A 26,485-nucleotide genomic window follows, 5' to 3' on the forward strand; every position below is an offset into this window, starting at 1 on the left:
ACGATAGCACAACTGAGGTTATTGCCAAGCGGAGGTCGCATGAAAGCTGCCTGGAAAGCCCTCGCGCCGCTCATCGTAGTGATCGTGGTCGCGATCATTCCCGCACCCGAGGGCCTCGCGCAGCACGCGTGGTATTACTTCGCGATCTTTGCCGGCGTGATCGTCGGGCTGATGCTGGAGCCCATTCCAGGCGCGGCCATCGGCCTCATCGCCGTGACCGTCGTGAGCGTGTTCTGTGAATGGGTGTTCTTCAGTCCCGTGCAACTCGCCAAGCCGGGCTTCAATGTGGCGAATGCGAGTCTCGCCTGGGCGCTGTCCGGTTTCTCCAATGGCACGGTGTGGCTGATCTTTGGCGCCTTCATGTTCGCACTCGGCTATGAGAAGACGGGACTCGGCCGGCGTATCGCGCTGTTGCTCGTGCGGGCAATGGGCCGCAAGACGCTCACCCTGGGCTATGCGGTCATGGTGGTCGACGTTGTGCTTGCGCCGTTTACACCTTCCAACACGGCACGCAGCGGCGGGACGATCTTCCCCGTGATCCGCAATTTGCCGCCTCTTTATGAATCGAAGCCGAACGATCCCTCGGCGCGACGGATTGGTTCGTACATCATGTGGACCGCCGTCGCCACCACCTGCGTGACGAGCTCGATGTTTCTCACCGCGCTCGCCCCCAACCTGCTCGCCACCGAGCTCATCAGGAAGACTGTCCATGTCGATCTGAGCTGGACGCAGTGGTTCCTCGCCGCCGCGCCAGCGGGCATCGTGCTGCTGCTCGCCGTACCGCTCCTCACGTACGTGCTCTATCCACCGCAAGTGAAGCAGGGCAACGAGGTGCCGGCGTGGGCTGCGCAGGAGCTGAAAAAGATGGGGCGGCTCACCCGAAGCGAACTGGTGCTGGCAATCCTGGTGCTGATTGCGCTAGCGCTGTGGATCTTCGGGGACAAGTACGTCAATGCCACGACTGCCGCACTGATGGTGATTGCGTTCATGCTGTTCACCGGGGTCGTGACATGGGACGACATGCTCGCGAACAAGCAGGCGTGGAACACGTTCACGTGGTTCGCGACGCTGGTTGCGCTCGCCGACGGGCTCAGCAAGACGGGCTTCGTCAAGTGGTTCGCCGATACGATCGCGGCGCACATGAACGGTGTCTCGCCGACCATGGCGGCGGTGGTGCTGGTGCTGATCTTCTTCTTCACGCACTACATGTTTGCCAGCGTCACCGCCCATGCAACGGCGATGCTCCCGGTCATGCTGGCCGTGGGCACGACCATTCCCGGCATGCCGATGGAGGCGTTCGCGCTGTTGCTGGCGCTGACGCTTGGCATCATGGGGATTCTGACGCCCTACGGAACCGGGCCGAGTCCGGTTTATTTCGGCAGCGGTTATCTGCCGGCAGGGGACTACTGGAGACTCGGCGCGATCTTTGGCGTCATCTACATTGTCGTGTTCCTTCTGATCAGCGTGCCCCTCCTGTTTTGAGGCAGTGCCCTTCGCAAGAAGGGTCGCTGCCCGGCGCCTAGCGCATCGCGCCTGCCAGGTTCTCCGCTCCCAGCCCGACGATCAGGTCGAACTCGCCGTTGGTGAGCGATTGCGTCGCGGGGACGCCGGCCGCCTTCAGCGCGGCGGTGTCGAGCCGGGATGCGTCGGACAGCGCGACGCGCAGGCGCGTGGCCGCGAGCGCTTCGAGCTTCTTGATGTTGGCGGCGCCACCCAGCGCCGCGCGGATCTTTTCCGCCCGCGCCGTCTGTTGCGCCGGACCGTGCGCCGCGGCCGCCGAGGCCGTCGCTGCTGCGGTCGGTGCCGCGCCCGCAGCAGGCATGCCGCCCGGTGCGAGGTCGGCTTCGCTGCCCGCTGTCTTCAGGTAATCCTGCATGTCGGTCTTCATGTTGTCCGACAGCGGCCCGAAGATCGCCTGCACGCTGTCGCCGACACGCACGACACCTGCTGCGCCGAGCGCCTTGAGCTTGCCTTCGTCGACGAGCGCCGGGTTATTGACCGACACGCGCAGACGCGTGATGCACGCATCCAGGCTCGCGATGTTGGAACGCCCGCCGAAGGCGAGCACGAGATCGCGCGAACGTCCGCCGGCGCCGGCCGCGCTGACCGTGGCGGCTTCGACGGTGTCATCCTCGCGACCGGGCGTCTTCAGGTTGAACCGGGTGATCACGAAGCGGAACACGCCGTAGTAGATCACCGCGTAGATCGGACCGAGGATGAAGACGTACCACGCATGGGTCGCCTTGTTGCCGATGAGGTTGAACGCGAGCAAGTCGATGCCGCCCTGCGAGAAGGTGAAGCCCATGTGCATGCCGAGGGTGTTGGCTACGAACTGCGCGGTCGCCGCGAGACACGCGTGGATGAAGTAGAGGGCCGGGGCGACGAACAGGAAGGCAAATTCGATCGGCTCGGTGATGCCGGTGAGGAACGAGGTCAGCGCAGCCGAGACCATCATGCCGCCGACAGCGACCTTCTTCTCGGGCCTGGCGCAGTGCCAGATTGCGATCGCCGCGGCCGGCAAGCCGAACATCTTGAACAGGAACGCGCCCGCCAGGATACCGGCGGTGCGGTCGCCGGCGAAGAAGCGGTTGATGTCGCCGTGGACCACATTGCCGTTCGTCGGGTCCGTGAAGCTGCCCATTTCGAAGAAGAACGGCACGTTCCAGATGTGGTGCAGGCCGAACGGGATCAAGAGACGCTCGACGAAGCCATAGATCGTCGCTGCGGTGCGCGGATCGGACACCGCCGCCCACTGCGAGAACGCCTTGATCGCGCCGCCGATCGGTGGCCACACGAAGGACAGCAGGGCGCCGAGCACGATCCCGCCGATCGCCGTCACGATCGGCACGAAGCGCTTGCCCGCGAAGAAGCCCAGATAGGGCGGCAGCGCGATCTTGTAGTAGCGATTGAACATCCAGGCCGCCAGAGCACCGGCCAGAATGCCGCCGAACACGCCGGTCTGGATCGACGGAATGCCCATGATCGTGTCTGCCTCGAGGCCTTCCGCCTTGGCAATCACGCCCAATGTCGCGGTCATCACGAGGTAGCCGATCGTCGCGGCGACGCCCGATACGCCGTCGTTCTCGGTGAAGCCGAGCGCAACGCCGATGGCGAAGATCAGCGGCAGGTTGGCGAAGATTACGTCACCCGCGTTCTTCATCAGCCCGAGCACGATGGTCGGCACGTAGCCGTGGAAATCGGTCGAGCCGAGGCCGAGCAACAGGCCAGCCACTGGGAGCACCGCGACCGGCAGCATCAGTGATTTGCCGATCTTCTGTAGAACTCCAAAGGCATGCTTGAACATGACGGATCTCCTACTGGTCTGCCTATTCGCCGAACGGAGCGAGCAGGGCGCGGACTTCGGCGGCGGTACCGAGGCGCACCACCTCGGCGGCGAGCTGGCGCGCCTTGTCCATGGTCAGCCGCGCAAGCTGGGCCTTGATCGAACCGACCGCGGGAATGCTGACCGAAAGCTCATCGACGCCAAGACCCACCAGCACCGGCACGGCCATCGCATCCGAGGCGATGCCGCCGCAGACGCCGACCCATTTGCCGTGCTGGTGTGCGCCTTCGACCGTCATGCCGATCAGCCGCAGCACGCCGGGGTGGAGCGCATCGGCCTGTTTGGCGAGCTTCGGATGGCCGCGATCCATCGCAAGCGTGTATTGCGTCAGATCGTTGGTGCCGATCGAGAAGAAGTCCACTTCGCGTGCGAGCGGTTCGGCGATCAACGCGGCGGACGGCACTTCGATCATCACGCCGACCTTCACGCTGTTCGCGCGATCGCCGGCCTCCTCGAGCAGGATCTTCTTCGCGGCGCGCACTTCCTCGATCGCGGCGACCATCGGGAACATCACGTGCAGGTTGCCGAGCGGGGCCGCGCGCAAGATCGCGCGCAGCTGCGTGCGGAACATGTCCGGATGGTCGAGGCTCACCCGCACGCCGCGCAACCCGAGGAAGGGGTTGTCTTCCTTCGGTAGAGGCATGTAGGAAAGCGGTTTGTCGCCGCCGACGTCGAGCGTGCGCACCACGAGCGGACGCTCGCGGCCAAGCGCTTCGGCCACCGCGCAATATTCGGCGGCCTGTTCGTCCTCGGACGGCGCGGTGTCGCGGTCGTCGAACAGGAACTCGGAGCGCAGCAGGCCCACGCCTTCGGCGCCGGCCGCCACCGCATCGCGCGCTTCCTGCGCGTTGCGGATGTTCGCGACGACTTCGACGCGGTGACCGTCGGCCGTCACCGCGAGCTTGCTCGCGGCGAGCTGCTCTTCTGCGCGCTTGGCCGTCTGACGCTTGATGCGCTCGTGCGCCTTGTCGAGTTCGTCGTCGCTCGGATTGCGCCGCAAGCTGCCACGCGTGCCGTCGAGCACGACGAGCGTGCCGTTGGCAAGCTGCAGCGCGTTCTCGTCGATGCCGCAGATGGCCGGTATGCCGAGCGAGCGCGCGAGGATCGCAACGTGGCTGGTGGCGCCGCCCGTCGTCGTGCAGAAGCCGAGCACCTTGCTGCGATCCAGCGAGGCGGTGTCGGACGGCGAGAGTTCCTCGGCGATCAGGATCGAGTCGCTCGGCACTTCGATCTGCGCCTGCTCCACGCCGGCAACCAGCGCGAGCACCCGGCGGCCGACGTCGCGGATGTCGCCGGCGCGTTCGCGCAAGAGCGGGTTGTCGAGCTTCTCCAGCATGCTCGCCTGCTGCTCGAACGCGCCGCGCCACGCGAAGCCCGCGCTCTTGCCCGCGCTGATGCTGCCGATCGCCATGTCGTTGAGGTCGGGGTCGTCGAGCAGTTCGAGGTGCGCGTCGAGGATCTGCGCCTTCGACGGATCGGTGAGCCTCGCCTTGAGCGCTTCGATCTGCTGACGTGCTTCGTGCTGGGCCGATTCGAGCCGCGCCCGTTCGCGCTGCGGCGATTCGCCGGCTTCCTTGACGTCGATGACTTGCTGGCGGAACTGCACGATCTTGCCGACCGCGAGTCCTGGCGAGGCCGATACGCCGGTGAGTTCGTTGGCGTCGGCAGGCGTGGCGGCGGGCGCCGCGCTCACCGGTGCGGCTGCGGCTGCCGCGGCCGCTGCAGGTGCTGGTGCTGCTGCCGCTGCAGGTGCTGGTGCTGGTGCTGGTGCTGCTGCCGGTGCCGGTGCTTCGCCCGGCTTCTCGCCCGAACCTGCGGCGAGCAGAGTCGCGAGCTTGCTGGCGGCTTCGCCGGCGTCAGGACCGGTGGCCTCAACGCGTACCTTGTCACCGAACTTCGTCGCGAGTCCCATGACCGATACGACCGATTTGGCGTTCGCGCTCTCGCTGCCGCGCAGCAGGCGGAGGTTGGACTTGTACTTCTTCGCTTCGGCGGCGAAGACCGCGGCGGGCCGTGCATGCAGGCCCGAGGGATTGGGCAGGATGACTTCATCGGAGACGATGGCGCCGGTCGCGGCGCCTGTCTCTTCCTTGAGCGCACCGCCGACAAGCTCGACGGACAGTACCGTGTCCTCGCCGGCAATGACGAGGCCCTTCGCGGGCACATAGCGCGTCACGAGATCGCCGTTGGTGATCACCATCTCGGTCAGCAGGCTCACCGCCCTGGCGCCGATCAGGAGTGGGTCGAACCGGATCAGCGGCTGACCCGTCGTGACCGTGTCGCCGACCTTGACCAGCGGAGTGAAGCCTTCGCCACGCAGCATCACGGTGTCGAGCCCGATGTGCAGCAGCACTTCGAGCCCGTTGTCGCCAGTGATCGTCACGGCGTGGCTGGCGCTGTGCAGTTGCGTGACCTTGCCGGGCAGCGGGGCCAGCAGCTCATTCGAGGTCGGGTCGATCGAAACGCCGTCGCCGACCATCTTCTGCGCGAAGACCGGGTCGGGCACGGTCTCCAGTGGCACCACGACGCCCGAGAGCGGCGCGCGCAGTTCGGTGAGTTCGATACCCGCAGCGCCCGCGTGGTTGAGTTCGACTTCGAGCAGCACGCTGCGACCGGCTTCGACGACGCCGGTGTGCGGCTTGATCCGTGCGACCTGATGGCCATTGGCGATGACGATCTGGGTGAGCAGGCTGCTTGCCTTGCGCTCGACCAGATCGGTATCGAAGCGGATCACCGGTTGGCTACGTTCGACGTGCTCGCCCTGCGTGACGAGAGGGGTGAAACCTTCGCCTTTGAGGCCGACGGTGTCGATGCCGATGTGCAGCAGGATCTCGATGCCGCTGTCTGTCGTGATCGTCAGCGCGTGGTGCGCTGCGTGGAGTTGCGTGACGACGCCGGCCGCGGGCGCGAGCAGTTCATTTGACGTGGGGTCGAGCGAAATGCCGTCGCCGACCATCTTTTGCGCAAAAACCGGGTCCGGCACGGTCTCTATCGGTACCAGCACGCCCGAGAGCGGCGCCAGCAACTCGACGCGTACTGGACGTTGAGGAGCTTTCATCTGCAGACTCCTTGTGGCTTGCGTTCGACTGAAACGAGTTGATTTGCGCGGCGCGAGCCTGGTATTCGCAAAAGCCGATAGACATAAGCCCAGGGGTCTGCCGATATAAGTGAGTAAGCCGGGTGCGCTGGACCCTGCGCTGCAAAGCACTGAACTGGCTTAGCCTAATCATAGGCAACGAGTTGGTGATTCGCTGCTCGAATGTGACCCTGGAATTCGCAGGTGTGCGTCGGGTGATGTGTGTTTCAGGGATTTCCCCAGGAGCCTGGATCTCGATGCCAACTTCGTTGACGCAAGCGAGCTTACGGCCGGCACGGTTGGTTGGCCGCATCCGGAGATCGCCGTCGAGCTTTTCGTAAATCATTGTTTTGGCGGGAATTACTCGTCAGCGTGCAGCGGATCGCGGGTGCGGATGTTCGGACTCGAGTCCAGCGGGTTCGAGGTCGAGTGAACGCCGGCAGCGACGCGCCATCCCCTTCTTGAATTTGTCACCACCCGTCCATATAATTAGCACTCGCTGCACGAGAGTGCTAACAACATCGCCGGTTGGCTTGGCCAGCCGGGTTTTCTCAGCGTTCTTCAGTCTCAATCAGAGAGGAGTATGTATGAACCTTCGTCCTTTGCATGATCGCGTGATCGTCAAACGTCTGGATCAAGAAACCAAGACCGCGTCGGGCATCGTGATCCCCGAAGCCGCAGCGGAAAAGCCGGACCAGGGCGAAATTCTCGCAGTCGGCCCGGGCAAGCGTGACGACAAGGGCGCGCCCATCGCGCTCGACGTGAAGGTCGGCGACCGCGTCCTGTTCGGCAAGTACGCAGGCCAGACCGTCAAGGTCGATGGCAACGAACTGCTGGTGATGCGCGAAGAAGACATCATGGCCGTGGTGCAGAAGTAAGCGCAAGCTCGCTACTTCCCCGGCTATATCTCAAGAATTCAAGGAGTTAGAAGATGGCAGCTAAAGACGTCGTATTCGGTGATTCCGCCCGTGCCAAGATGGTTGAAGGCGTGAATATTCTCGCGAACGCTGTGAAGGTCACGTTGGGTCCGAAGGGCCGCAACGTTGTGCTGGAACGCAGCTTCGGCGGCCCGACGGTTACCAAGGACGGTGTGTCGGTCGCAAAAGAGATCGAACTGAAAGACAAGCTCCAGAACATGGGCGCGCAAATGGTCAAGGAAGTGGCTTCCAAGACCAGCGACAACGCAGGCGACGGTACGACGACCGCAACGGTCCTCGCGCAATCCATCGTCCGCGAAGGCATGAAGTACGTCGCATCGGGCATGAACCCGATGGACCTGAAGCGCGGTATCGACAAGGCAGTGGCTGCTGCGATCGAAGAACTGCGCAAGATCAGCAAGCCGTGCACGACCAACAAGGAAATCGCTCAGGTCGGCGCGATCTCGGCGAACAGCGATTCGTCGATCGGCGACCGTATCGCTGAAGCAATGGACAAGGTCGGCAAGGAAGGCGTCATCACCGTCGAAGACGGCAAGTCGCTGCAAGACGAGCTGGACGTTGTCGAAGGTATGCAATTCGACCGCGGCTACCTGTCGCCGTACTTCATCAACAACCCGGACAAGCAAGTCGCCGTTCTGGACAACCCGTTCGTGCTGCTGCACGACAAGAAGGTGTCAAACATCCGTGATCTGCTGCCGGTGCTGGAACAGGTCGCGAAGGCTGGCCGTCCGCTGCTGATCATCGCGGAAGACGTCGAAGGCGAAGCGCTGGCTACGCTGGTGGTGAACAACATCCGCGGCATCCTGAAGACTGTTGCTGTGAAGGCTCCGGGCTTCGGCGATCGTCGTAAGGCCATGCTGGAAGACATCGCCATCCTGACCGGTGGTCAAGTCATCGCTGAAGAAACCGGCCTGACGCTCGAAAAGGCAACGCTGGCTGAACTGGGCCAGGCAAAGCGCATCGAAGTGGGCAAGGAAAACACCACGATCATCGACGGCGCTGGCGAAGCGGCCAACATCGAAGCGCGTGTGAAGCAGGTTCGCAAGCAAATCGAAGAAGCGACGTCGGACTACGACCGTGAAAAGCTGCAAGAACGCGTTGCCAAGCTGGCAGGCGGTGTTGCGGTGATCAAGGTCGGTGCAGCGACCGAAGTCGAAATGAAGGAAAAGAAGGCACGTGTCGAAGACGCTCTGCACGCAACGCGCGCAGCGGTGGAAGAAGGCATCGTGGCTGGCGGCGGCGTTGCGCTGATCCGTGCACGTACGGCAATCGCTGGCCTGAAGGGCGCCAACGCCGATCAGGACGCAGGTATCAAGATCGTGCTGCGCGCGATGGAAGAGCCGCTGCGCCAGATCGTCACGAACGGCGGCGAAGAAGCGAGCGTCGTGGTGGCGGCAGTTGCTGCTGGCAAGGGCAACTTCGGCTACAACGCAGCAACCGGCGAGTACGTCGACCTGGTTGACGCAGGTGTGGTGGATCCGACGAAGGTGACGCGCACGGCGCTGCAAAACGCAGCATCGGTTGCTGGTCTCCTGCTGACGACCGACGCAGCTGTTTGCGAACTGCCGAAGGAAGAAGCACCGATGGCTGGCGGCATGCCCGGCGGCATGGGCGGCATGGGCATGGACATGTAATTCCGGTTGGGCCTCGTGGTTGGACCTCGTGGTTGAACCTCGAAGTCGAGCTTCGAAGTCGAGCCTCGAAGTCGAGCCTCATTGCGAGGCCCAGTTGGGAATACATCGGGAAGTACGCCGCGAGGCGTACCTCCCAAAAGAAAAAACCCGCAGCTGCGGGTTTTTTCTTTTGGGGCCGACGGTAGGCAAAATCCTTCAGATTACGCGCCGGCTTCGTGATGGGCGGTGGCCAACGTCTTCCTGCGCAAATGCGCGAATATGCGCGCGACGCTCTCCGCAGACGTTAGCGTTGCCGTGTCGATGTGGAGCTCGGGATCGTGCGGGGCTTCATAGGGGGCCGACACGCCGGTAAACGAAGCGATTTCCCCGGACCTGGCTTTCGCGTAAAGGCCTTTTGGATCGCGACGGGCGCAGGTATCGACAGGTGCCGAGAGATAGGTCTCGATAAAGTTGCCTCGCCCGATGATATCGCGCGCCATTGCGCGGTCTTCGCGCATCGGCGAGATGAGCGCGGTAATGACGATGAGGCCCGCGTCGTTCATCAACTGGGCGACGTGCGCGACCCGGCGTATGTTTTCGCGGCGGTCTTTCCGCTCGAAGCCGAGGTCGCTTGCGAGGCCATGGCGGATATTGTCTCCATCGAGTACATAGCACGCGTGGCCCAGGGAGACGAGGTGCGCTTCGAGTTCGAAGGCGATGGTCGATTTGCCCGCTCCGGAAAGACCGGTGAGCCAGATCGTGACCGGCGTTTGATGGAAGATCTGCATTCTGTCCTGAATGCCGATCGCGCCGTGGAAACTTTGTACGAGGGAGTGAGGCTGTTTCATGGTGAGTTCGTTCGAGGCTCAGGCGCAGTGCCAGCCTTGCTGCCAGACGCCAGCATTGTGCAGGCTCTCGGTCGAATTCGCGATCGTGACGTGAAAGCCGTCCCGAACATCGGCAGGCAGCGGAATTGAAAATCCGGCGTGGGAACTCGGATATCCTGCATTAGCTACGTCGGGCCGATACTCGCCGCTGCAACCGCTCGCGACCACCTGCGAGCCAGCCCGGACTTCGAGGTGAACGTTCTGTTCCGGCCGGCTGAGATTGACGGCCCAGCCCGACACGACGCCGTCGCGAACCACGTCGACAAAACCGTCGAACATGTCGGCGAGCGCGGGCGGGCGGCTTTGTGCGAACTCGAGGTACGCGTTGATGGGGGCAAGGTCGAATCGGCGGATGACGCGCGCCACTTCCGAGAGGAACGATTGTTCGAAACCGAAAACCATCGAACTGTGGACGTGCGGATTTTCAAGCCGGTCAATTTCCGCTTGTATCACGCGAACCAATTCCAGCGCATTCGAAAAGATCTTCCCGGCTTCATCCGCATGCGTTTCGATCATCCGGTTGGCGTCGCGAAATATCTGGTAGTCGAGGCTATTGTCTTCGACAAACTTTTGCCTGGCCATTTCGCTCAATTGGCTTCGGTCTTTAGCGAAGCCGGACGTCCGGTTTGTTTCGAAATAGAACGGCAATTTCAGTCCGGTCATTCCGCAAAGCCGGAGTAAAAATTCGCTCATGTTTTCGCAGACGCCGACCGTGGCGATGTGATGGCGAAGATGATCTTGCGCGACTTCGAGACTGGTTTCATTGAGTACGGGATGGCCGCTCAGCATCTGGACAAACAGATTCTTTCCGCCCAGCGACTCAGCGACCCATTCGTCGAGCGAGATGGCGCCGCGCCGCACGAGCGCTTCGGCCGTCGATACGCCCGCACCCCGTTCCACCTCGCCGTTCTTACCGTTCGCCGCGTACCAGTAGTGCGATACCTGGCGCGCGAGCGGGTCGCGCAGAATGGTGCAATAGCTGACAGGGTGCTTGAGGAGGCGGTGAATGCCATATGCGTGATGCCCACCGCCGATGCGGGTTGCCAGCAATTTAGCGCGGCAGCTTTCCCAGCCGTCCCGGTCCCATTCGAAGTTGACAAACTGGCCTTTACCCTTATTCAAATCGAAAAAGGAAATCACCGTAGTTCCGCCGCTTTTCGGAGGATGGACGAAAAAGATTGGAAAAGACATATGCGGCTGTATTACAAACTTATGACGCATCAAGTGTAGCGTGATGATCGCGCGGGCGTTGTAACGTTTGATTACGCGATAGAACATCTGGTAACGCGGCGAACGCAAAATTTATGCTAGTTGGCTGCAGAAACGCCGCCGCAAATAGAAAAACCCGCCTCAACGCGGGTTTCATGCGCACGGTGCCGCGAGTTTCAGTGCCGCGCTTCGCCCGGCGCGGCGTCCTTGCCTGCTGTCGGCGGTGTGTCGTCGTCGCTGCTGCGCGCCCAGAAGAAACGATCCGGCAGATACGCCCCCATGCCGGGCCGGAACGCGTTGCGCACCGCCTGGTACAGATACTCCTGCGCCTCGCGCACCGCTTCCGCCGGTTCCTGGCCATTGGCCAGCAACGCCGCGATCGCGGACCCCAGCGTATCCGTCAAGCCCATCAGCCGATTGCTACCGCGGTCCCACATGTCCTGGCGCAACTGGCCCTCTTCGCTAAATAGCGTATTGACGTGCCGGTGCGTGCCGGTTTCGGTCGACAGGATGTACTCGCAGCCTTGCGACAGCAGGTGCGAGATCGCCGCGTCCAGGCTCGGCGCCTCGGCGTCGCCGTCTGGCTGCGCGAGCGCGACAAGCGTGGCCGAGTCGGCCACCAGCAGGGTGGTTTGCGGCGCCAGCAGATCGGCGATCGCTTCGCGCAGTTCGTCGGCGGCGAGCACGTGCTCGTCGTCGAGCGTGAAATCGGGGGCAAGGATCAGCGGCACGTCGTCGTAATCGGCGACCACTTCGGCGATCGCGCTCACCACTTCCGCGCGAGTGCATGCGCCGACCTTGAACGCGGCGATCGGCATGTCCTCGAGCAGCATCCGCGCCTGGGTCGCGACGACTTCAGGGTCGAGGCCAGTCACTTCATCGCAGCTGGCCGAATCGCGCACGGTGTAGCCGGTGAGCACGGACACGCCGTGGCAGCCCATACTGGCAAGGGTCATCAGGTCGGCTTGCAGGCCGGAGCCGCCGGTGGGATCGGAAAGGCCGAAGGTGAGGACGATCGGAGGCGTGTCGCTGGGCATGAAGATTGACAAAAAGAAGCGGGATTTCGGCGCAGGGAGTGCGCAATCGGCTCAATTATGCGGCCTAAACTGCCGCAGGGGCGTTTTTTCGCACACTTCGGCTGCTCGCCGCAAACGGGTCGCGACATGAGCGCGGCACGAGCGCGGCACGAGCGCGGCATCACGCCGCGACATCTCGCGCGGCCGCCCCGGCCTGACGCGCCAAAGGCCGCTGCACGCTACGCTTGCGCGTTTCCGATTGCTAGGCATTGGGGCGGCAACACGGTACCATCATGGCTCCCGTTTCCACGGACTTTACGACGCGACACAAGAATGGAATATCAAAGCTGGATGTGCCTGATTTGCGGCTGGATTTACGACGAAGAAGCCGGTTTGCCGGAGGAGGGCATCGCGCCGGGCACGCGCTGGGAAGACGTTCCCATCAACTGGACCTGCCCGGAGTGCGGAGCCCGCAAGGAAGACTTCGAGATGGTCCAGATCTGAAGTCCACGGCGCAGCCGGCTATGCCGGCTGGGCCCGTGGCCGGTATGGCAGGCGGCGTCCGCCAGCGTGCCCAAGATGCCCAATGCGTCCAGCAATGCGCCGCTTGCGCCCAGAATCATGCTCCATCGCGTCGGCGCGGAACGTCGCCGGCCATGCCGTGTCGCAAAGGTAGTCTGTCATTGTCCTGTCGCCGGTTTGCGCGTTAGCCGATCAGTCTGCGTGCGACACGAAGCGACGGCCCGTCAGCTTCGTGTTGCCTGCCCATGACTCTTCGATCCGCCGCACCCGTTCCCTTTGACGCCTTGCCGAACCCGCGTGGCGGAGCCGTCCGTCCCGCGGAATTGGCGCTGGCGGAGGCGTCGTTAGCATTCGAACAGGACCACGAGAGCACCTCGGCGTTGCTGCGTGCGTCGCACGCGTTGCGCGCCGCCGGCTGGCTGAGCGCGCAGCGTTTCGCGGATGCGCTGGTGCGGTTGTCGCCGCTCGCCGCGGGGGACCCCATCGACGCGGAAAGCGCGCGGCCGGTGTTCGGCGCGGCGTTGCGCGATTTCCGCGCGGCGCTCGAGCGTCACAATTTGCGCGAGCTGGCCTGCTCGCCCGCGCTGTTCGGTCACTACCGGACGCTCTGCGCACATCTATCCGAGCACACGCCCGGTTCCACCGCCGCTTTCGAGGATCTCGCGCTGGCCGCGCGGCCGGTGCCGCCGGTGTCGCTGCACGCACAGTCCGCCGATCAGCTGGCTCATTTGCGGGTGCGCTACGAGCGTGCGCTGCTGCCGGTGCTGCGCTCGCAGGCCGATACTGGTAGCGCGGCCGCGCTGGCCGTCACGAACGCGGCGCTCGACGAACTGGACGCCATTTTCACCGAACTCGCCGGTCCGGACCCCTACGACTTCTGGCGTCTCGCGAGGGCCTGTGGCAAGGCCTTGCGAGTCGGCGGCCACGCGACCGGCGACACCGATGCGCGGCGCTTCTACGCCCGCTGCAATCTGGCGCTGGCCGATCATGCGCGCGGCATCGAGCGTGCGCCGCGCTCGCTGGTGCGCGCGGCGCTGGCGCTCTTGTGGCGCGACTACGCATTGTTCGGCGCGGCGGCGGAAGACGCCGACCAGGTCGAGGTGCTGCACGATTACGGCCTGACCGTCGATTGGCACGTGGCCGCCACCCAGTCATCCGAAATGCTGTGGGAAGCGGGCGCGCTCGAGGCGCAGTCGGTCAGCGCGTTCGGCGGGTCGCCAACGCGCGATCTCGGCGTGCTGACGGTCAACGCGAACGCCTATGAAGACTTCCTGCAGACGGCGGATGCGTCGATCTCCGCGTTGGCCGAGCATGCCCGCGCGGCCGACCAGCCCGAGAAAGCCGATCCCGGCGAAGCGCTGCAGGCGGGCGACGCCGCCTACCGGCTCGGCTCCGCCGCAAGTGCGCTGGGCCTCGGTCACGTGGCCTTGCTGGCCGATGCGCTGGGCCTCGCATGGCGTCGTCGCGCGCATGCGGGGGTGTCGACGCCAGCGGTTCGCGCGCATGTGGTGGTCGGCGCGCCGGCGGCGAGCACGCTCGAACAGGCCGCCGAAGCGCTACGCGCGACGCTGCACAAGGTCGCCGCAGGAGTCGCGCCAGCCGGCGGCGGCGCCGCGCAGGCGACGCTCGCCACCCTTACCCGCGCGATCGAGCAGGGTGGGGTGTAAGCGTCCGGCGCGTCCGGCGCCGCGGTAGCCGAGCCACGCCGGTTGCATCGGCAGGGACGGCGGCAAGCGCGATCGATCCGCGGCGGCGCGTCGCCATGCTGCAACGCTGGCCGCACGCAGCCCGCGTGCCTGCCGAACACCGCTCACAGTGGCGAGGGCTCGCGTGCGTGATAGAGTGCAAGCTGATTCGTCGGCGATGGCTCGCGGCATGTCTCTTCATCGCACGCATCGCGATTCCACGCTCAAAGCCCGCCATCCTGCATCGTCTTTGCTAAAATCAGAAACATGTCCAAGAGTAACGATCGCATCAACCTGACCAACCAGTTCCTGATCGCCATGCCGAACATGGCGGATCCGACGTTTTCAGGAACGGTGGTCTACCTTTGCGATCACAGTGAGCGTGGTGCGCTCGGCCTCGTGATCAACCGGCCGACCGACATCGACCTGCAAGCGCTCTTCAGTCGCATCGATCTCAAGCTCGAGATCGAACCCCTTCTCCATGTGCCCGTGTATTTCGGCGGCCCGGTGCAAACCGAGCGCGGCTTCGTGCTGCACGATCCGAAAGACGGCAACACCTACACGTCGTCGATGTCGGTGCCGGGCGGGCTCGAAATGACCACCTCGAAAGACGTGCTCGAAGCCGTCGCGAGCGGCACCGGCCCGGAACGCTTCCTGCTCACGCTCGGCCACGCCGGCTGGGGCGCGGGTCAGCTCGAAGAAGAGATTTCGAAGAACGGCTGGCTGACGGTCGAGGCCGACCCGAAAATCGTCTTCGACGTGCCCGCCGAAGAGCGTTTCGAAGCTGCGCTCGCGCTGCTCGGCATTTCGCTGTCGATGCTGTCGGGCGAGGCTGGGCACGCATGAGCGGCGCCGGACCTGAGGCGACGCTGCTGGCGTTCGACTACGGGGAAAAACGCATCGGCGTGGCGGTCGGCAATTCGCTGACCAGGCGTGCGCGGCCGCTCGTCATCGTGCCGAACCACAGCCGCGAATACCGGTTCGAGGCGGTCGGCAAGCTGATCGCCGAATGGAAGCCGGACGCGTTGGTGGTTGGCTTGCCGATGCACCCGGACGGCACGCCGCACGAAATGACGCAACTCGCGAAGCGCTTCGGCAATCAGCTGAACGGCCGCTTCAATCTGCCGGTGACGTGGGTCGACGAGCGCTATTCGTCGGTCGAAGCGAAGGCGGGTATCCGCGCCGGCCACGGCCGCGCCGACATGCTCGACGCCGAAGCCGCCAGCATCATCCTCCAGCAATATCTAGACGGACTTTCCGACGATCATGAGCTCCATTGACGCCGAAGCGCTTTATCGCGCGTTGCTCGACCAGATTCGCGCGGCCTACGGCGACCGGCTCGGCGCCGCTCAGGAAGGTGCCGAAGGTGCGGAAAACGCGGTGCTGGCCGGCATCCACAGTGGTGGCGCGTGGCTTGCCGAGCGGCTCGCGCACGATCTGCACCTGCCGAGCTTTGGCGTGGTGAACGTCGCGCTGCATCGCGACGACTACGCAAAAAAGGGCCTGCACGCGCAGGCGAGCCCGACCTCGCTGCCGTTTTCGGTCGACGGCCGCCGCATCGTGCTGGTCGACGACGTGCTGTACACCGGCCGCACGATTCGCGCGGCGCTCAACGAGCTGTACGACTATGGCCGGCCGGCCGCGGTCGAACTGGCGGTGCTCGCCGATCGCGGCGGCCGCGAGTTGCCGGTGGCGGCGCGTTTTGTCGGCGGCGTGGTGAACGTGCCCGCCGACGCGACGCTCGTGCTGGCGCGCGAAGAGGACGGCGCGGCAGGCCACCCGCGTTTTTCTTTTCACACCGAGGCACGCGTCGATTGAATGCACTTTGCGCGTTGCGCAACACCGTATCCGGCGCGCCGCGTTTCGCGCGAAGGGCCGGTGTAGCCCAAAACCATCGCAAGCAGTCCGCGTCGACACCGATTCCGTTGAAGTCCGTATTTGAAGCAGGTACACCGTCAATCACCCCGGCCTAAGGGCCGAGGCTTGTAGGGTAGCAATCTGCAAGTCTGGGGTTGACCAGACCAGCCGTCGCGGGACGCACCGTTGTGCAGGAGACAGCAGACCCACCGCCAGATGCTTCCTGAGTCTGGCGCTCTGGAAGTCGCAGCAGCAGACAAGCCCCGGGTAGGCACGAAACGGGCTGCGACCGGCAGGTTTTCTTGCCCCCTGCTGTACAACATGGTCGAGGGGAGCGGCGCCGCAAGGCGCCCGTCACCAGGCCCGTAAGGGCAACGCGCCGGACGTTTTCCGGTTGAACACCAGGAGCTGCAGTTGGCGGTATTCGTTCTGGACAGGTTGGGCAAGCCGTTGATGCCGTGCAGCGAGAAGCGTGCGAGGTTGTTGCTCGCGCGCCGGCGTGCGCGCGTTCATCGGCTCATGCCCTTCGCTATCCGACTCGTCGACCGCGAACTCCTCAGCAGTGCAGCGCAACCCCTGCGCATCAAGCTGGACCCGGGCAGCAAGGCCACGGGATTGGCGCTGGTCCGCGACATTGAACAGGTCGACGCGTCGACGGGAGAAATCCATCGCGGCGCAGTGGTCCTTAACTTGTTCGAACTGGTCCATCGCGGCCGGCAAATCAGCGAGGCGCTCACCGCGCGGCGCGCCATGCGTCGCCGTCGGCGCGGTGCCCTGCGCTACCGCGCACCGCGCTTTCTGAACCGTACCCGGCCTACACGATGGCTTGCGCCATCTCTGCAACATCGAGTGGATACGACGCTCGCTTGGGTCAAGCGGCTCCAGCGTTGGGCCCCGATAACGGCGGCGAGCACTGAACTCGTGCGCTTTGACATGCAGGTGCCCGACAATCCAGAAGTCACCGGCATCGAGTACCAGCAGGGAACCCTGTTCGGGTATGAGTTGCGTGAGTACCTTCTGGAGAAGTGGACGCGGAAGTGCTGCTACTGTGACGTGCAGAACGTGCCGCTCAACATCGAGCACCTGGTGTCACGTGCGCGCGGCGGCTCGAACCGGGTTTCGAACCTGGCAATTGCCTGCGTACCGTGCAACATCCGAAAGGCTGCGCAACCTCTGGACGTCTTCGTGAAGGACAAGGCGCGCCTCACGGCCCAGGTCCGGCGCCCGCTCAAGGATGCCTCGGCCGTCAACGCCACTCGCTGGGCGCTGGTCAATGCCTTGCGCGCCACCGGCCTTCCGGTCGAAACCGCTTCCGGGGGGCGAACGAAATACAACCGTAGCCAGCTCGGCATCCCGAAGACGCATGCGCTGGATGCAGTGTGCGTGGGTGAGGTTTCGGCCGTCGTTGCGTGGCGCAAGCCGACCCTGCGGGTGAAGTGCACTGGGCGCGGCAGCTATCAGCGCACACTACTGGACAGGTACGGTTTTCCGCGGGGCTATCTGATGCGCGCCAGGCGCGTGCGTGGGTTCGGAACGGGAGACCATGTGCGGGCCGACGTGCCCTCGGGCAGAAAAGCAGGCACGCACCGTGGCCGTGTGGCCGTGCGCGCCACCGGCAGTTTCAACATTCAAACCCATGATCAGGTCGTACAGGGCGTTGCTCACCGCTATTGCCGGGTTTTGCAGCGCGCGGACGGCTACGGCTACTCAAGGATGGCAATTGACAAAGGAGAAGCGGGAGGAGGGGCTGCTACGCAGCCCGGGCCATCCCTCCCCGGCCTGAAGGCCGAGGTTTCCCGCGCAGAAGGATGAACACCGCCACCCAGGCCCCCACGGATTCCGCCGACAGCGCCACCGAGCGCTTCCGTTATGGCTTCCTGAAGGGCAACCCGCAGCTCACGAAAAACGGTGAGCTCAAACATCTGTTGTCGATCGAGGGCCTGCCGAAGGCGATCGTCAACCACATTCTCGACACCGCCGACCAGTTCGTCAGCGTGACCGATCGTGAAGTGAAGAAGGTGCCGCTGTTGCGCGGCAAGTCGGTGTTCAACCTGTTCTTCGAGAACTCGACGCGCACCCGCACCACCTTCGAAATCGCCGCGACGCGTCTGTCGGCGGACGTGCTGAATCTGAACATCAATGCGTCGTCGACCAGCAAGGGCGAATCGCTGCTCGACACGATCAACAACCTGTCGGCGATGCATGCCGACATGTTCGTCGTGCGCCATGCTTCGAGCGGCGCGCCGTACCTGATCGCCCAGCATTGCGCGCCGCACGTGCACGTGATCAATGCCGGCGACGGCCGTCACGCACACCCGACCCAGGGTCTGCTCGACATGTACACGATCCGTCACTACAAGAAGGACTTCACGAAGCTGCGTGTGGCGATCGTCGGCGACATTCTGCATTCGCGGGTCGCGCGCTCCGACATTCACGCGCTGACCACGCTCGGCGTGCCGGAAGTGCGCGCGGTCGGTCCGCGCACGCTGTTGCCGGGCGGCCTCGAGCAGATGGGCGTGCAGGTCTTTCACAACCTCGACGAAGGCCTGAAGGACGTCGACGTGATCATCATGCTGCGCTTGCAGAACGAGCGGATGAGCGGCGCGTTGTTGCCCTCGGCACAGGAGTATTTCAAGAGCTGGGGCCTGACGCCGGAGCGCCTCGCGCTCGCCGCGCCCGATGCAATCGTGATGCATCCCGGTCCGATGAATCGCGGCGTCGAAATCGATTCACAAGTGGCCGATGGTCCGCAATCGGTGATCCTGAATCAGGTGACTTTCGGTATCGCGGTGCGCATGGCGGTGATGGGTATCGTCGCGGGCAATAACGACTGAGCGAAGCGGGTGGGGGCAGGCGCCGCGCCGCCACGAGCGCGGCGGCACCGGACCATGCCGTTATCCAGACACGCCGGCACAGGGCGAATACGTGGCGAACAACGTGGCGAATAACGCTGCGAGTAACGCGACGAATAAGGCGGAACCTGGCTGAATATCAAGCCGAACCAGGTTGAACCAGGTTGAACCAGGTTGAACCAGGTTGAACCAGGTTGAACCAGGCTGAACCAGGCTGAACCAAGCTGAAAAAAGGCAGCGCATGAAGATTCATATTCAAGGTGGCACGCTGATCGATCCGGCAGCGGGCACCGAACAACAGCAGGACGTTTTTATCGCGGCGGGCAAGATCGTCGCCATCGGCAACGCGCCGGCCGACTTCCACGCGGCAAAGACGGTCGACGCTCGCGGCTTGCATATCGCGCCGGGTCTCGTCGACCTGTCCGCGCGCCTGCGCGAGCCCGGCTACGAGCACAAGGCGACGCTCGAATCCGAAATGGCCGCGGCGCTCGCGGGCGGTGTGACGAGCCTCGTGTGTCCGCCGGACACCGACCCGACGCTCGATGAACCCGGCCTCGTCGAGATGCTGAAGTTCCGTGCGCGCAACCTGAACCAGGCACACGTGTATCCGCTCGGCGCGCTGACGGTCGGCCTCAAGGGGCAGGTCATCACCGAGATGGTTGAGCTGACCGAGGCGGGCTGCGTCGGCTTCTCGCAGGCCGACGTGCCGATCGTCGACACCCAGGTGCTGATGCGCGCGCTGCAATACGCGAAGACCTACAGCTACACCGTGTGGCTGCGTCCCGTCGACGCCTATCTCGGCAAGGGCGGCGTGGCCGCGAGCGGCGCGCTGGCGTCGAGGCTCGGACTGTCGGGCGTGCCGGTGTCGGCTGAAACGATCGCGCTGCACACCATTTTCGAACTGGTGCGCGTGACGGGCGCGCGGGTGCATCTGTCGCATCTGTCGTCGGCGGCGGGCATTGCGCTGATGCGCGCGGCCAAGGCCGAGGGCCTGCCGGTATCGTGCGACGTCACGGTGAATCACGTGCATCTGATCGACCTCGACATCGGCTATTTCGACGCGCAGTTCCGGCTCGACCCGCCGCTGCGTCAGCAGCGCGATCGTGAAGCGATCCGCGCGGGTCTGCTCGACGGCACGATCGACGCGATCTGCTCCGACCACACGCCGGTCGACGAAGACGAAAAGCTGCTGCCGTTCGCCGAGGCCACGCCGGGCGCGACCGGCCTGGAGCTGTTCCTGTCGTTGACGCTCAAGTGGGCCGACGAAGCCGGTGTGCCGCTCGCCAAGGCGTTGAACCGCATCACGGCGGCGCCGGCGCAGGTGCTCGAACTGCCCGCGGCCGGCCGTATTGCGGTGGGTGCGGTGGCCGACCTCTGCGTGTTCGACCGTCACGCGCATTGGCGCGTCGAGCCGCGTGCGCTGAAGAGCCAGGGGCATAACACGCCGTTCCTCGGCTACGAACTGCCGGCGCGCGTGCGGGCAACCATCGTGTCGGGTCACGTCGCGTTCGAGCAGCGCTGATCTGCCCACCTTGCCTCGCTTAGTGTCCAGCTCATCGCACAGTTACGGAAAGCGCCAACCATGAAGCTCGCGTTACGCAAGGCCCGTCTCATCGCGCATCTGCTGCACGGCATGTGGGTCGTGGCGACGCGCTTTCCGGGCGCGAGCGCGGACCGGCGTCACGCGCTCAATCGCGCGTGGTCGCTGAAAATGCTGCGCCTGTGCGGCATGCGGCTCGTCGTGCATAACGATGCCGCGCGGCTCGACCGCGGCGCGCTGGTGGTCGCCAACCACATCTCGTGGATCGATATCTATGTGATCAATGCGTGGCGGCCGACGCCGTTCGTGTCGAAGGCGGAGATCCGGCATTGGCCGTTGGTCGGCTGGCTCGCGCAACAATTGGACACGGTGTTCATCCAGCGCGAAAAGCGCAGCGACGCGAAGCGGATCATGCATGAGCTGTCGGATCGTCTGAGCGCGGGCGAACTGATGTGCGTGTTCCCTGAAGGCACCACGTCCAATGGACTCGCGCTGTTGCCGTTTCACGCGAACATGTTCCAGGCGGCGGTGTCGGCGGGGGCGCCGGTGCAGCCGCTGTGCATCCTGTATGAAGACGCGCAGGGCCGGCAGTCCACCGCGCCCGCCTATATCGACGATCTGTCGCTCGCCGAATCGCTGAATCTGCTGCTGCGCGGTGGCCCGCTGAGCGCGCATGTGTACGTCGGCGAGCCGCTCGCGCCGGCCGCGGACCGGCGCTCGCTGGCCGCGCAAGCGCAGCAGGTGGTTGCCGCGGCGTTGCAGGAACTGCAGGGCGGCACGGCGAAGGCCGGTGCCACGGTGACGGAGGCGGCGCAAGGCGCGGTCTCGCCGGCCGGCACCGCGCCACTCATCGAGCCGTCCGACGGCTCGGAGCGTTCGGCTTGACGTGACGCGCGTCGCGCGGCCGCATTCTTAGCGGGGTCTCCGGGTCTCGGGGTCTAGTTGCCGCCGTCAGGCGCGCCGCACGACTCGCAGTCGACCTGCGTCAACGTGCGTTCGACGGGATTTTGCGCAAGACGCACAGCCGACAGTTTTTCTCCCCACACGCACCCCGAATCGAGCCCGATCAGGTTGTCGCGCATGGTCAAACCGAGCGCGGCCCAATGGCCGAACACCACGGTGACATCCGCGGTCTTGCGCGACGGCACATCGAACCACGGCATGCAACCCGGCGGCGCGGAGTTCAAGGTGCCGCTGCTGCTGAAATCCATCGCGCCTTTAGCCGTGCAGAAGCGGATGCGTGTCAGCGCGCTGCACGTCACGCGCAAGCGCTCGATGCCCTTGAGCTCGGGCGCCCAGCGATCCGGCTGGTTGCCGTATAAACCGGCAAGCGTTTCCTTCCAGTTCGGCGCGCGCAGCGCACGCTGCAGTTCGTCGGCGAGTTCGAGTGTCAGGTTCACATCCCATTGCGGCAGGATGCCCGCATGCACCATCAGCATGCCGTTGTCGTAATGCGCGAGCGGGCGGTGACGGATCCATTCGAGCAGGTCGGCGGCGTCGGGCGCGGCGAGGATGTCGTCGATCGTGTCGCCTTTCTTCGACTTGCGAATCCCCGCCGATACCGACAGCAGATGCAGATCGTGATTGCCGAGCACCGGCACCGCCTGGTCGCCGAGCGCGATCACATCGCGCAGCGTGGCGAGCGATTCGCTGCCCCGGTTGATCAGATCGCCCGCGAACCACAGCGGTGTGCCGGCCGGCGGCGCGGCCTTGGCAAGCAGCCGCTGGAACGGCGAGCGGCAGCCCTGCAGATCGCCGAATGCAAGAGGAGCCAACGCAGCGGTGGCGCTGGACGTGGCGCTTGAAGTGGTGGAGGGAGTCATCAAGGAGTCAATGCAGTTCGATACTCACAGCGACGCGGGCGACGCGCCGCGTTGGACGGTGCGACATAGTAGCGTGACATAATAGCCCGTTTGACGTTGCGGTATCGCGCCGTGCAGCGTCGGGCGCTCGCTCGCGAGCCGCGCCGCGACGGCCTCGCGCGATACGGCAACACAACAGGATGACCCTCGTGAACGGAGCAAGCATGTCGACTTCTCATGCGCAGCAACCTATCCGCACGCTCGTCACCGGTGCAAGTGGTTTTACCGGCCGCTATCTGGTCGAGAAGCTGCTCGGTCGCGGCCACACCGTGATCGAAACGATGGCCGGTCGCAACGAGCCTGAAACGCCGACCCGGCTCAGGCTCGACATCACGTCGCCGGACGCGTGCCGGCGCGTGCTCGAGATCGCGCGGCCCGATTACATCGTGCATCTGGCCGCGATCAGCTTCGTCGGCCACAACGATCCGCTCGACTTCTATCGTGTCAACGTGATCGGCACGCTGAATCTGCTGGAGGCCTGCGCCGCGATCGGCCATACGCCGCGCAAGCTGTTGATCGCTAGCAGTGCGAACGTCTACGGCAACGTGACCAGCGATGCGATCGACGAGACCTTTCCGCTCACGCCAGTCAATCACTATGCGGCCAGCAAGGCGGCGATGGAAACGATGGTGCGCACCTGGTTCGACCGCTTGCCGCTCCTGATCGTGCGGCCGTTCAATTACACCGGCCGCGGGCAGGCGTCCAACTTCCTGGTGCCGAAGATCGTCGAGCATTACGCGCGCCGCGAAGCGTCCATCGAGCTCGGCAATATCGATGTCGCGCGTGATTTTTCGGACGTGCGTTATGTGGCGAACGCGTATGAAGCGCTGCTCGATTCCGCAGCCACGGCCGAAACCGTCAACGTCTGCACCGGCACGCCGTACACGTTGCGGGAAATTCTTTCCGCGGCAAGCGATCTGACCGGCCATGAACTCGATATCCGCGTCAATCCCGCTTTCGTCCGGCACACCGACGTGAAAATGCTGGCCGGCTCGCCAGCCAAGCTGCGCGCGCTGGTGCCGAAGATCGAGTCGATTCCGTTCATCGACACGCTGCGCTGGATGCTCGCGGCCTGACACGCGGCTTCGGGTGTTGCGTGCTCGTTGTGTGTCCGTTGTGTGCCGTGCGCGGCGCCGGCCGCGCGGACCACGTTTCACCAGCCTGCACCTGCGCCTGCGCCCGTGCCCACCTGCCGTGCCGCATCCGCAACAGGCAACCGCATTCCCCTCGCGCCGCTCATTCCAGCCGACGCGGGCCTCCAACGTTCCCCGCTGACAACTCAGGCTGACAGCCAGCTTTCGTGCGCCCGCACACATTGCGCGGGCGCGTTCGCGCCCAAAATCCCGCTGTGTGAATCATTGGCAACCAATCTTGTCAAGCTGTTTCAAGTTGTTAGTGTTCTAGTTTTTGTTCCGGGCCGCTTTATAATTGGCGCTCCATAAGATTGGCGTCCAAGCGTCCGCAGGCAGTGCAAGCGGAGGCGGTGAGCGGCAGCAGAATCGGAAACCACCACGCGGGGTGAGCAGATCGGCGAACTGAACTCGATCTGCCGCTAACATCTAGAAGGTAATTTCATGATTTTGGTAACGGGCGGCGCCGGCTTTATCGGCGCCAATTTCGTGCTTGACTGGCTCGATGCCTCGGACGAAGCAGTCCTCAACGTGGACAAACTGACCTACGCGGGCAATCTGGGCACGCTCAGGTCACTGCAGGGCAATCCGCGGCATATCTTCGCGCGCGTCGACATCTGCGACCGCGCCGCGCTCGACGCGCTGTTCGCCGAGCACAAGCCGCGCGCCGTGCTGCACTTCGCCGCCGAGAGTCATGTGGACCGTTCGATTCACGGCCCGGCCGATTTCGTGCAAACTAACGTGGTCGGCACCTTCACGTTGCTCGAAGCCGCCCGCAGCTACTGGAACACGCTTGGCGAAGCCGGCAAGGCGACGTTCCGTTTCCTGCACGTTTCGACCGACGAAGTGTTCGGCTCGCTGTCCGCCACCGATCCACAATTCTCCGAAACCACCCCGTACGCGCCGAATAGCCCTTACTCGGCCACCAAGGCAGGTTCCGATCACCTGGTGCGCGCTTATCATCACACGTATGGCTTGCCGGTACTGACCACCAACTGCTCGAACAACTACGGCCCGTACCAGTTCCCCGAAAAGCTGATTCCGCTGATGATCGCCAACGCGCTCAGCGGCAAGCCGCTGCCGGTGTACGGCGACGGTCAGAACGTGCGCGACTGGCTGTATGTCGGCGACCATTGCAGCGCGATCCGCGAAGTGCTCGCGGGCGGCACGCCGGGCGAGACGTACAACGTCGGCGGCTGGAACGAGAAGAAGAACCTCGACGTCGTGCACACGCTGTGCGACCTGCTCGATCAACTGCGTCCAAAGGCGGGCGCGTCGTATCGCGATCAGATCACTTATGTGAAGGATCGTCCGGGCCACGACCGCCGTTATGCAATCGACGCTCGCAAGCTCGAACGCGAACTCGGCTGGACGCCGGCGGAAACGTTCGAGACGGGTCTCGCCAAAACGGTCCAGTGGTATCTGGACAATCAGGCATGGTCGGACGAAGTCGCTTCGGGCGAATATCGGAAGTGGGTTGAGACCAACTACGCGCAGCGCGCGTAAAGGCACGGCAATGGCGCGCAAAGGCATTATTCTCGCGGGCGGGTCGGGCACCCGCCTGTATCCGATCACGCATGTCGTCTCCAAGCAGTTGCTGCCGGTCTACGACAAGCCGATGATCTACTATCCGCTGTCCACGCTGATGGTGGCGGGCATTCGCGATGTGCTGATCATCTCCACGCCGCAAGACACGCCGCGCTTCGAAGCGATGCTCGGCGACGGCAGCCAGTGGGGAATGAACATCCAGTACGCGGTTCAGCCTTCACCGGACGGTCTCGCGCAGGCGTTCATCATCGGCCGCGACTTCGTGGGCAACGATCCGTCGGCGCTGATTCTCGGCGACAACATCTTCTACGGCCACGATCTCGCGAAGCAGCTCGAACGCGCCTATCACCAGCCTGAAGGCGCCACCGTGTTCGCCTATCATGTGCACGATCCGGAGCGCTATGGCGTGGTCGAATTCGACAAGCAGTTCCGTGCGCTGTCGATCGAAGAGAAGCCGGCCAAGCCGCGCTCGAACTACGCGGTCACCGGTCTCTACTTCTACGACAAGCAGGTCTGCGATATCGCGGCGGACATCAAGCCGTCGCCGCGCGGCGAGCTCGAAATCACCGACGTGAATTCGCGTTATCTCGCCAATGGCGCGCTCAACGTCGAGATCATGGGCCGTGGCTATGCGTGGCTCGACACGGGCACGCACGATTCGCTGATCGAAGCGGCCACGTTCATCGCGACGCTGCAAAAGCGCCAGGGTCTGGTGGTCGCGTGTCCGGAAGAGATCGCGTACCGGCGCAGCTGGATCGACGGCGAACAGCTGCTCGCGCTCGCGAGACCGCTCGCCAAGAACGCCTACGGGCAGTATCTGCAAAACATTCTTACGGATCACGTCGCATGGCCATCCAGGTAACCGCTACCGCGCTGCCCGAAGTCAAGATCATCGAGCCGAAGGTATTCGGCGACGCGCGTGGTTTTTTCTTCGAGAGCTTCAATGCGCTCGAGTTTGCCGAGAAGGTCGAGGCGGGCGTCGAGTTCGTGCAGGACAACCACTCGCGCTCCGCGAAGGGCGTGCTGCGCGGCCTGCATTATCAGATCCAGCATGCGCAGGGCAAACTGGTGCGCGTGGTCGAGGGTGAAGTGTTCGACGTGGCCGTCGATATCCGCAAAAGCTCGCCGAATTTCGGCAAGTGGGCGGGCGTGCATCTGTCGGTCGAGAATCACCGGCAACTGTGGGTGCCGCCCGGGTTCGCGCATGGCTTCGTGGTGTTGTCGGAGTCCGCGCAATTCCTCTACAAGACCACCGACTACTGGTTCCCGGAGCACGAGCGCAGCATCGTCTGGAACGATCCGGCGATCGGCATCGAATGGCCGATCGGCTTCGAGCCGCTGCTCGCGGCGAAAGACGCGGCGGGCAAGCGCCTTGCCGACGCCGAACTCTACGCATAAGGGGCGGCC

At 64.2% G+C, this 26,485-nt stretch carries 22 protein-coding genes; 16 read left to right on the forward strand and 6 right to left on the reverse strand.

Features of this window, described 5'->3' with window-relative positions; all coding sequences use genetic code 11:
- Positions 1 to 39 precede the first annotated feature (39 nt).
- Positions 40 to 1,482: an anion permease gene (locus tag BN2475_RS03260; RefSeq protein WP_094778147.1), complete on the forward strand. Its 1,443-nt coding sequence runs from the start codon at positions 40 to 42 to the stop codon at positions 1,480 to 1,482.
- A 37-nt stretch (positions 1,483 to 1,519) separates the two neighbouring features.
- On the opposite strand, the gene ptsG is transcribed toward BN2475_RS03260, so the two are convergent.
- Together ptsG and ptsP are read right to left on the reverse strand one after the other, a co-directional pair.
- Positions 1,520 to 3,304: a PTS glucose transporter subunit IIBC gene (gene ptsG / locus BN2475_RS03265; protein ID WP_094778148.1), complete on the reverse strand. Its 1,785-nt coding sequence runs from the start codon at positions 3,302 to 3,304 to the stop codon at positions 1,520 to 1,522.
- A 22-nt stretch (positions 3,305 to 3,326) separates the two neighbouring features.
- Positions 3,327 to 6,401 (reverse strand): phosphoenolpyruvate--protein phosphotransferase, encoded by a 3,075-nt coding sequence (ptsP, locus tag BN2475_RS03270; protein ID WP_094778149.1) that lies wholly within the window; start codon positions 6,399 to 6,401, stop codon positions 3,327 to 3,329.
- 605 nt (positions 6,402 to 7,006) lie between these two features.
- On the opposite strand from ptsP, the gene BN2475_RS03280 reads away from it, so the two are divergent.
- Both BN2475_RS03280 and groL read left to right on the forward strand, forming a co-directional pair.
- Complete coding sequence (locus BN2475_RS03280; protein ID WP_094778151.1) at positions 7,007 to 7,297, forward strand: co-chaperone GroES; 291 nt, start codon at positions 7,007 to 7,009, stop codon at positions 7,295 to 7,297.
- Between the two features lie 53 nt (positions 7,298 to 7,350).
- Entirely contained in the window at positions 7,351 to 8,991 is a 1,641-nt protein-coding gene (groL, locus tag BN2475_RS03285) for a chaperonin GroEL (RefSeq protein ID WP_094778152.1), read from the forward strand.
- A gap of 200 nt (positions 8,992 to 9,191) precedes the next feature.
- Here the strand turns inward: groL and cysC are convergent, their stop codons facing one another.
- The 3 genes from cysC to BN2475_RS03300 all read right to left on the reverse strand — a co-directional run bounded on the left by cysC (position 9,192) and on the right by BN2475_RS03300 (position 12,103).
- Positions 9,192 to 9,818, reverse strand: coding sequence for an adenylyl-sulfate kinase (cysC, locus tag BN2475_RS03290; RefSeq protein WP_094778153.1), 627 nt, complete (start codon positions 9,816 to 9,818; stop codon positions 9,192 to 9,194).
- 18 nt (positions 9,819 to 9,836) lie between these two features.
- Entirely contained in the window at positions 9,837 to 11,156 is a 1,320-nt protein-coding gene (locus tag BN2475_RS03295) for a chondroitin 4-O-sulfotransferase (RefSeq protein WP_342744579.1), read from the reverse strand.
- Between the two features lie 86 nt (positions 11,157 to 11,242).
- Entirely contained in the window at positions 11,243 to 12,103 is an 861-nt protein-coding gene (locus tag BN2475_RS03300; protein ID WP_094778154.1) for a hydroxymethylpyrimidine/phosphomethylpyrimidine kinase, read from the reverse strand.
- Between the two features lie 312 nt (positions 12,104 to 12,415).
- Here BN2475_RS03300 and BN2475_RS03305 point away from each other — a divergent pair, with 312 nt between their 5' ends.
- The 9 genes from BN2475_RS03305 to BN2475_RS03345 all read left to right on the forward strand — a co-directional run bounded on the left by BN2475_RS03305 (position 12,416) and on the right by BN2475_RS03345 (position 21,423).
- Complete coding sequence (locus tag BN2475_RS03305) at positions 12,416 to 12,586, forward strand: rubredoxin (RefSeq protein WP_007178992.1); 171 nt, start codon at positions 12,416 to 12,418, stop codon at positions 12,584 to 12,586.
- Between the two features lie 263 nt (positions 12,587 to 12,849).
- The gene (locus BN2475_RS03310) at positions 12,850 to 14,271 is read left to right on the forward strand and encodes a FimL-related protein (RefSeq protein ID WP_094778155.1); all 1,422 of its coding nucleotides are present in this window, start codon (positions 12,850 to 12,852) and stop codon (positions 14,269 to 14,271) included.
- 285 nt (positions 14,272 to 14,556) lie between these two features.
- A complete protein-coding gene (locus BN2475_RS03315) occupies positions 14,557 to 15,135 on the forward strand; it encodes a YqgE/AlgH family protein (RefSeq protein WP_094778156.1) in 579 nt (192 codons plus the stop codon).
- Positions 15,132 to 15,569, forward strand: coding sequence for a Holliday junction resolvase RuvX (gene ruvX, locus BN2475_RS03320; protein WP_094778157.1), 438 nt, complete (start codon positions 15,132 to 15,134; stop codon positions 15,567 to 15,569). The genes BN2475_RS03315 and ruvX overlap by 4 nt, the downstream gene beginning before the upstream one ends.
- On the forward strand, positions 15,556 to 16,107 hold the full coding sequence (gene pyrR / locus BN2475_RS03325; RefSeq protein ID WP_094778158.1) for a bifunctional pyr operon transcriptional regulator/uracil phosphoribosyltransferase PyrR: 552 nt from the start codon (positions 15,556 to 15,558) through the stop codon (positions 16,105 to 16,107). The genes ruvX and pyrR overlap by 14 nt, the downstream gene beginning before the upstream one ends.
- Positions 16,108 to 16,560: 453 nt before the next feature.
- Complete coding sequence (gene iscB, locus BN2475_RS03330; RefSeq protein WP_094778159.1) at positions 16,561 to 17,958, forward strand: RNA-guided endonuclease IscB; 1,398 nt, start codon at positions 16,561 to 16,563, stop codon at positions 17,956 to 17,958.
- Positions 17,955 to 18,980, forward strand: coding sequence for an aspartate carbamoyltransferase catalytic subunit (locus tag BN2475_RS03335; protein ID WP_094778160.1), 1,026 nt, complete (start codon positions 17,955 to 17,957; stop codon positions 18,978 to 18,980). The genes iscB and BN2475_RS03335 overlap by 4 nt, the downstream gene beginning before the upstream one ends.
- A 259-nt stretch (positions 18,981 to 19,239) precedes the next feature.
- Positions 19,240 to 20,520 (forward strand): dihydroorotase, encoded by a 1,281-nt coding sequence (locus BN2475_RS03340; RefSeq protein ID WP_094778161.1) that lies wholly within the window; start codon positions 19,240 to 19,242, stop codon positions 20,518 to 20,520.
- 60 nt (positions 20,521 to 20,580) lie between these two features.
- The gene (locus BN2475_RS03345) at positions 20,581 to 21,423 is read left to right on the forward strand and encodes a lysophospholipid acyltransferase family protein (RefSeq protein WP_094778162.1); all 843 of its coding nucleotides are present in this window, start codon (positions 20,581 to 20,583) and stop codon (positions 21,421 to 21,423) included.
- Positions 21,424 to 21,476: 53 nt separating this feature from the next.
- Here the strand turns inward: BN2475_RS03345 and BN2475_RS03350 are convergent, their stop codons facing one another.
- Positions 21,477 to 22,361 (reverse strand): symmetrical bis(5'-nucleosyl)-tetraphosphatase, encoded by an 885-nt coding sequence (locus BN2475_RS03350; RefSeq protein WP_094778163.1) that lies wholly within the window; start codon positions 22,359 to 22,361, stop codon positions 21,477 to 21,479.
- A 203-nt stretch (positions 22,362 to 22,564) separates the two neighbouring features.
- Here BN2475_RS03350 and BN2475_RS03355 point away from each other — a divergent pair, with 203 nt between their 5' ends.
- The 4 genes from BN2475_RS03355 to rfbC all read left to right on the forward strand — a co-directional run bounded on the left by BN2475_RS03355 (position 22,565) and on the right by rfbC (position 26,476).
- A complete protein-coding gene (locus BN2475_RS03355; protein ID WP_094778229.1) occupies positions 22,565 to 23,476 on the forward strand; it encodes a GDP-mannose 4,6-dehydratase in 912 nt (303 codons plus the stop codon).
- Positions 23,477 to 23,974: 498 nt separating this feature from the next.
- On the forward strand, positions 23,975 to 25,036 hold the full coding sequence (gene rfbB / locus BN2475_RS03360; protein WP_094778164.1) for a dTDP-glucose 4,6-dehydratase: 1,062 nt from the start codon (positions 23,975 to 23,977) through the stop codon (positions 25,034 to 25,036).
- Between the two features lie 10 nt (positions 25,037 to 25,046).
- Positions 25,047 to 25,940 (forward strand): glucose-1-phosphate thymidylyltransferase RfbA, encoded by an 894-nt coding sequence (gene rfbA / locus BN2475_RS03365; RefSeq protein ID WP_094778165.1) that lies wholly within the window; start codon positions 25,047 to 25,049, stop codon positions 25,938 to 25,940.
- Positions 25,925 to 26,476 (forward strand): dTDP-4-dehydrorhamnose 3,5-epimerase, encoded by a 552-nt coding sequence (rfbC, locus tag BN2475_RS03370; RefSeq protein WP_094778166.1) that lies wholly within the window; start codon positions 25,925 to 25,927, stop codon positions 26,474 to 26,476. Before rfbA ends, rfbC begins: the two co-directional genes overlap by 16 nt.
- Positions 26,477 to 26,485: the final 9 nt, after the last annotated feature.

Origin of the sequence: Paraburkholderia ribeironis, assembly GCF_900019265.1 — a bacterium.
Taxonomy (GTDB): Bacteria; Pseudomonadota; Gammaproteobacteria; order Burkholderiales; family Burkholderiaceae; genus Paraburkholderia; species Paraburkholderia ribeironis.

What these genes read in the sequence shown, in the direction of transcription:
- BN2475_RS03260 (WP_094778147.1), top strand. Translation starts at nt 40, where the DNA reads ATGAAAGCTGCCTGGAAAGCCCTCGCGCCGCTCATCGTAGTGATCGTG.
- ptsG (WP_094778148.1), bottom strand. Translation starts at nt 3,304, where the DNA reads ATGTTCAAGCATGCCTTTGGAGTTCTACAGAAGATCGGCAAATCACTG.
- ptsP (WP_094778149.1), bottom strand. Translation starts at nt 6,401, where the DNA reads ATGAAAGCTCCTCAACGTCCAGTACGCGTCGAGTTGCTGGCGCCGCTC.
- BN2475_RS03280 (WP_094778151.1), top strand. Translation starts at nt 7,007, where the DNA reads ATGAACCTTCGTCCTTTGCATGATCGCGTGATCGTCAAACGTCTGGAT.
- groL (WP_094778152.1), top strand. Translation starts at nt 7,351, where the DNA reads ATGGCAGCTAAAGACGTCGTATTCGGTGATTCCGCCCGTGCCAAGATG.
- cysC (WP_094778153.1), bottom strand. Translation starts at nt 9,818, where the DNA reads ATGAAACAGCCTCACTCCCTCGTACAAAGTTTCCACGGCGCGATCGGC.
- BN2475_RS03300 (WP_094778154.1), bottom strand. Translation starts at nt 12,103, where the DNA reads ATGCCCAGCGACACGCCTCCGATCGTCCTCACCTTCGGCCTTTCCGAT.
- BN2475_RS03305 (WP_007178992.1), top strand. Translation starts at nt 12,416, where the DNA reads ATGGAATATCAAAGCTGGATGTGCCTGATTTGCGGCTGGATTTACGAC.
- BN2475_RS03310 (WP_094778155.1), top strand. Translation starts at nt 12,850, where the DNA reads ATGACTCTTCGATCCGCCGCACCCGTTCCCTTTGACGCCTTGCCGAAC.
- BN2475_RS03315 (WP_094778156.1), top strand. Translation starts at nt 14,557, where the DNA reads ATGTCCAAGAGTAACGATCGCATCAACCTGACCAACCAGTTCCTGATC.
- ruvX (WP_094778157.1), top strand. Translation starts at nt 15,132, where the DNA reads ATGAGCGGCGCCGGACCTGAGGCGACGCTGCTGGCGTTCGACTACGGG.
- pyrR (WP_094778158.1), top strand. Translation starts at nt 15,556, where the DNA reads ATGAGCTCCATTGACGCCGAAGCGCTTTATCGCGCGTTGCTCGACCAG.
- BN2475_RS03335 (WP_094778160.1), top strand. Translation starts at nt 17,955, where the DNA reads ATGAACACCGCCACCCAGGCCCCCACGGATTCCGCCGACAGCGCCACC.
- BN2475_RS03340 (WP_094778161.1), top strand. Translation starts at nt 19,240, where the DNA reads ATGAAGATTCATATTCAAGGTGGCACGCTGATCGATCCGGCAGCGGGC.
- BN2475_RS03345 (WP_094778162.1), top strand. Translation starts at nt 20,581, where the DNA reads ATGAAGCTCGCGTTACGCAAGGCCCGTCTCATCGCGCATCTGCTGCAC.
- BN2475_RS03350 (WP_094778163.1), bottom strand. Translation starts at nt 22,361, where the DNA reads ATGACTCCCTCCACCACTTCAAGCGCCACGTCCAGCGCCACCGCTGCG.
- BN2475_RS03355 (WP_094778229.1), top strand. Translation starts at nt 22,565, where the DNA reads ATGTCGACTTCTCATGCGCAGCAACCTATCCGCACGCTCGTCACCGGT.
- rfbB (WP_094778164.1), top strand. Translation starts at nt 23,975, where the DNA reads ATGATTTTGGTAACGGGCGGCGCCGGCTTTATCGGCGCCAATTTCGTG.
- rfbA (WP_094778165.1), top strand. Translation starts at nt 25,047, where the DNA reads ATGGCGCGCAAAGGCATTATTCTCGCGGGCGGGTCGGGCACCCGCCTG.
- rfbC (WP_094778166.1), top strand. Translation starts at nt 25,925, where the DNA reads ATGGCCATCCAGGTAACCGCTACCGCGCTGCCCGAAGTCAAGATCATC.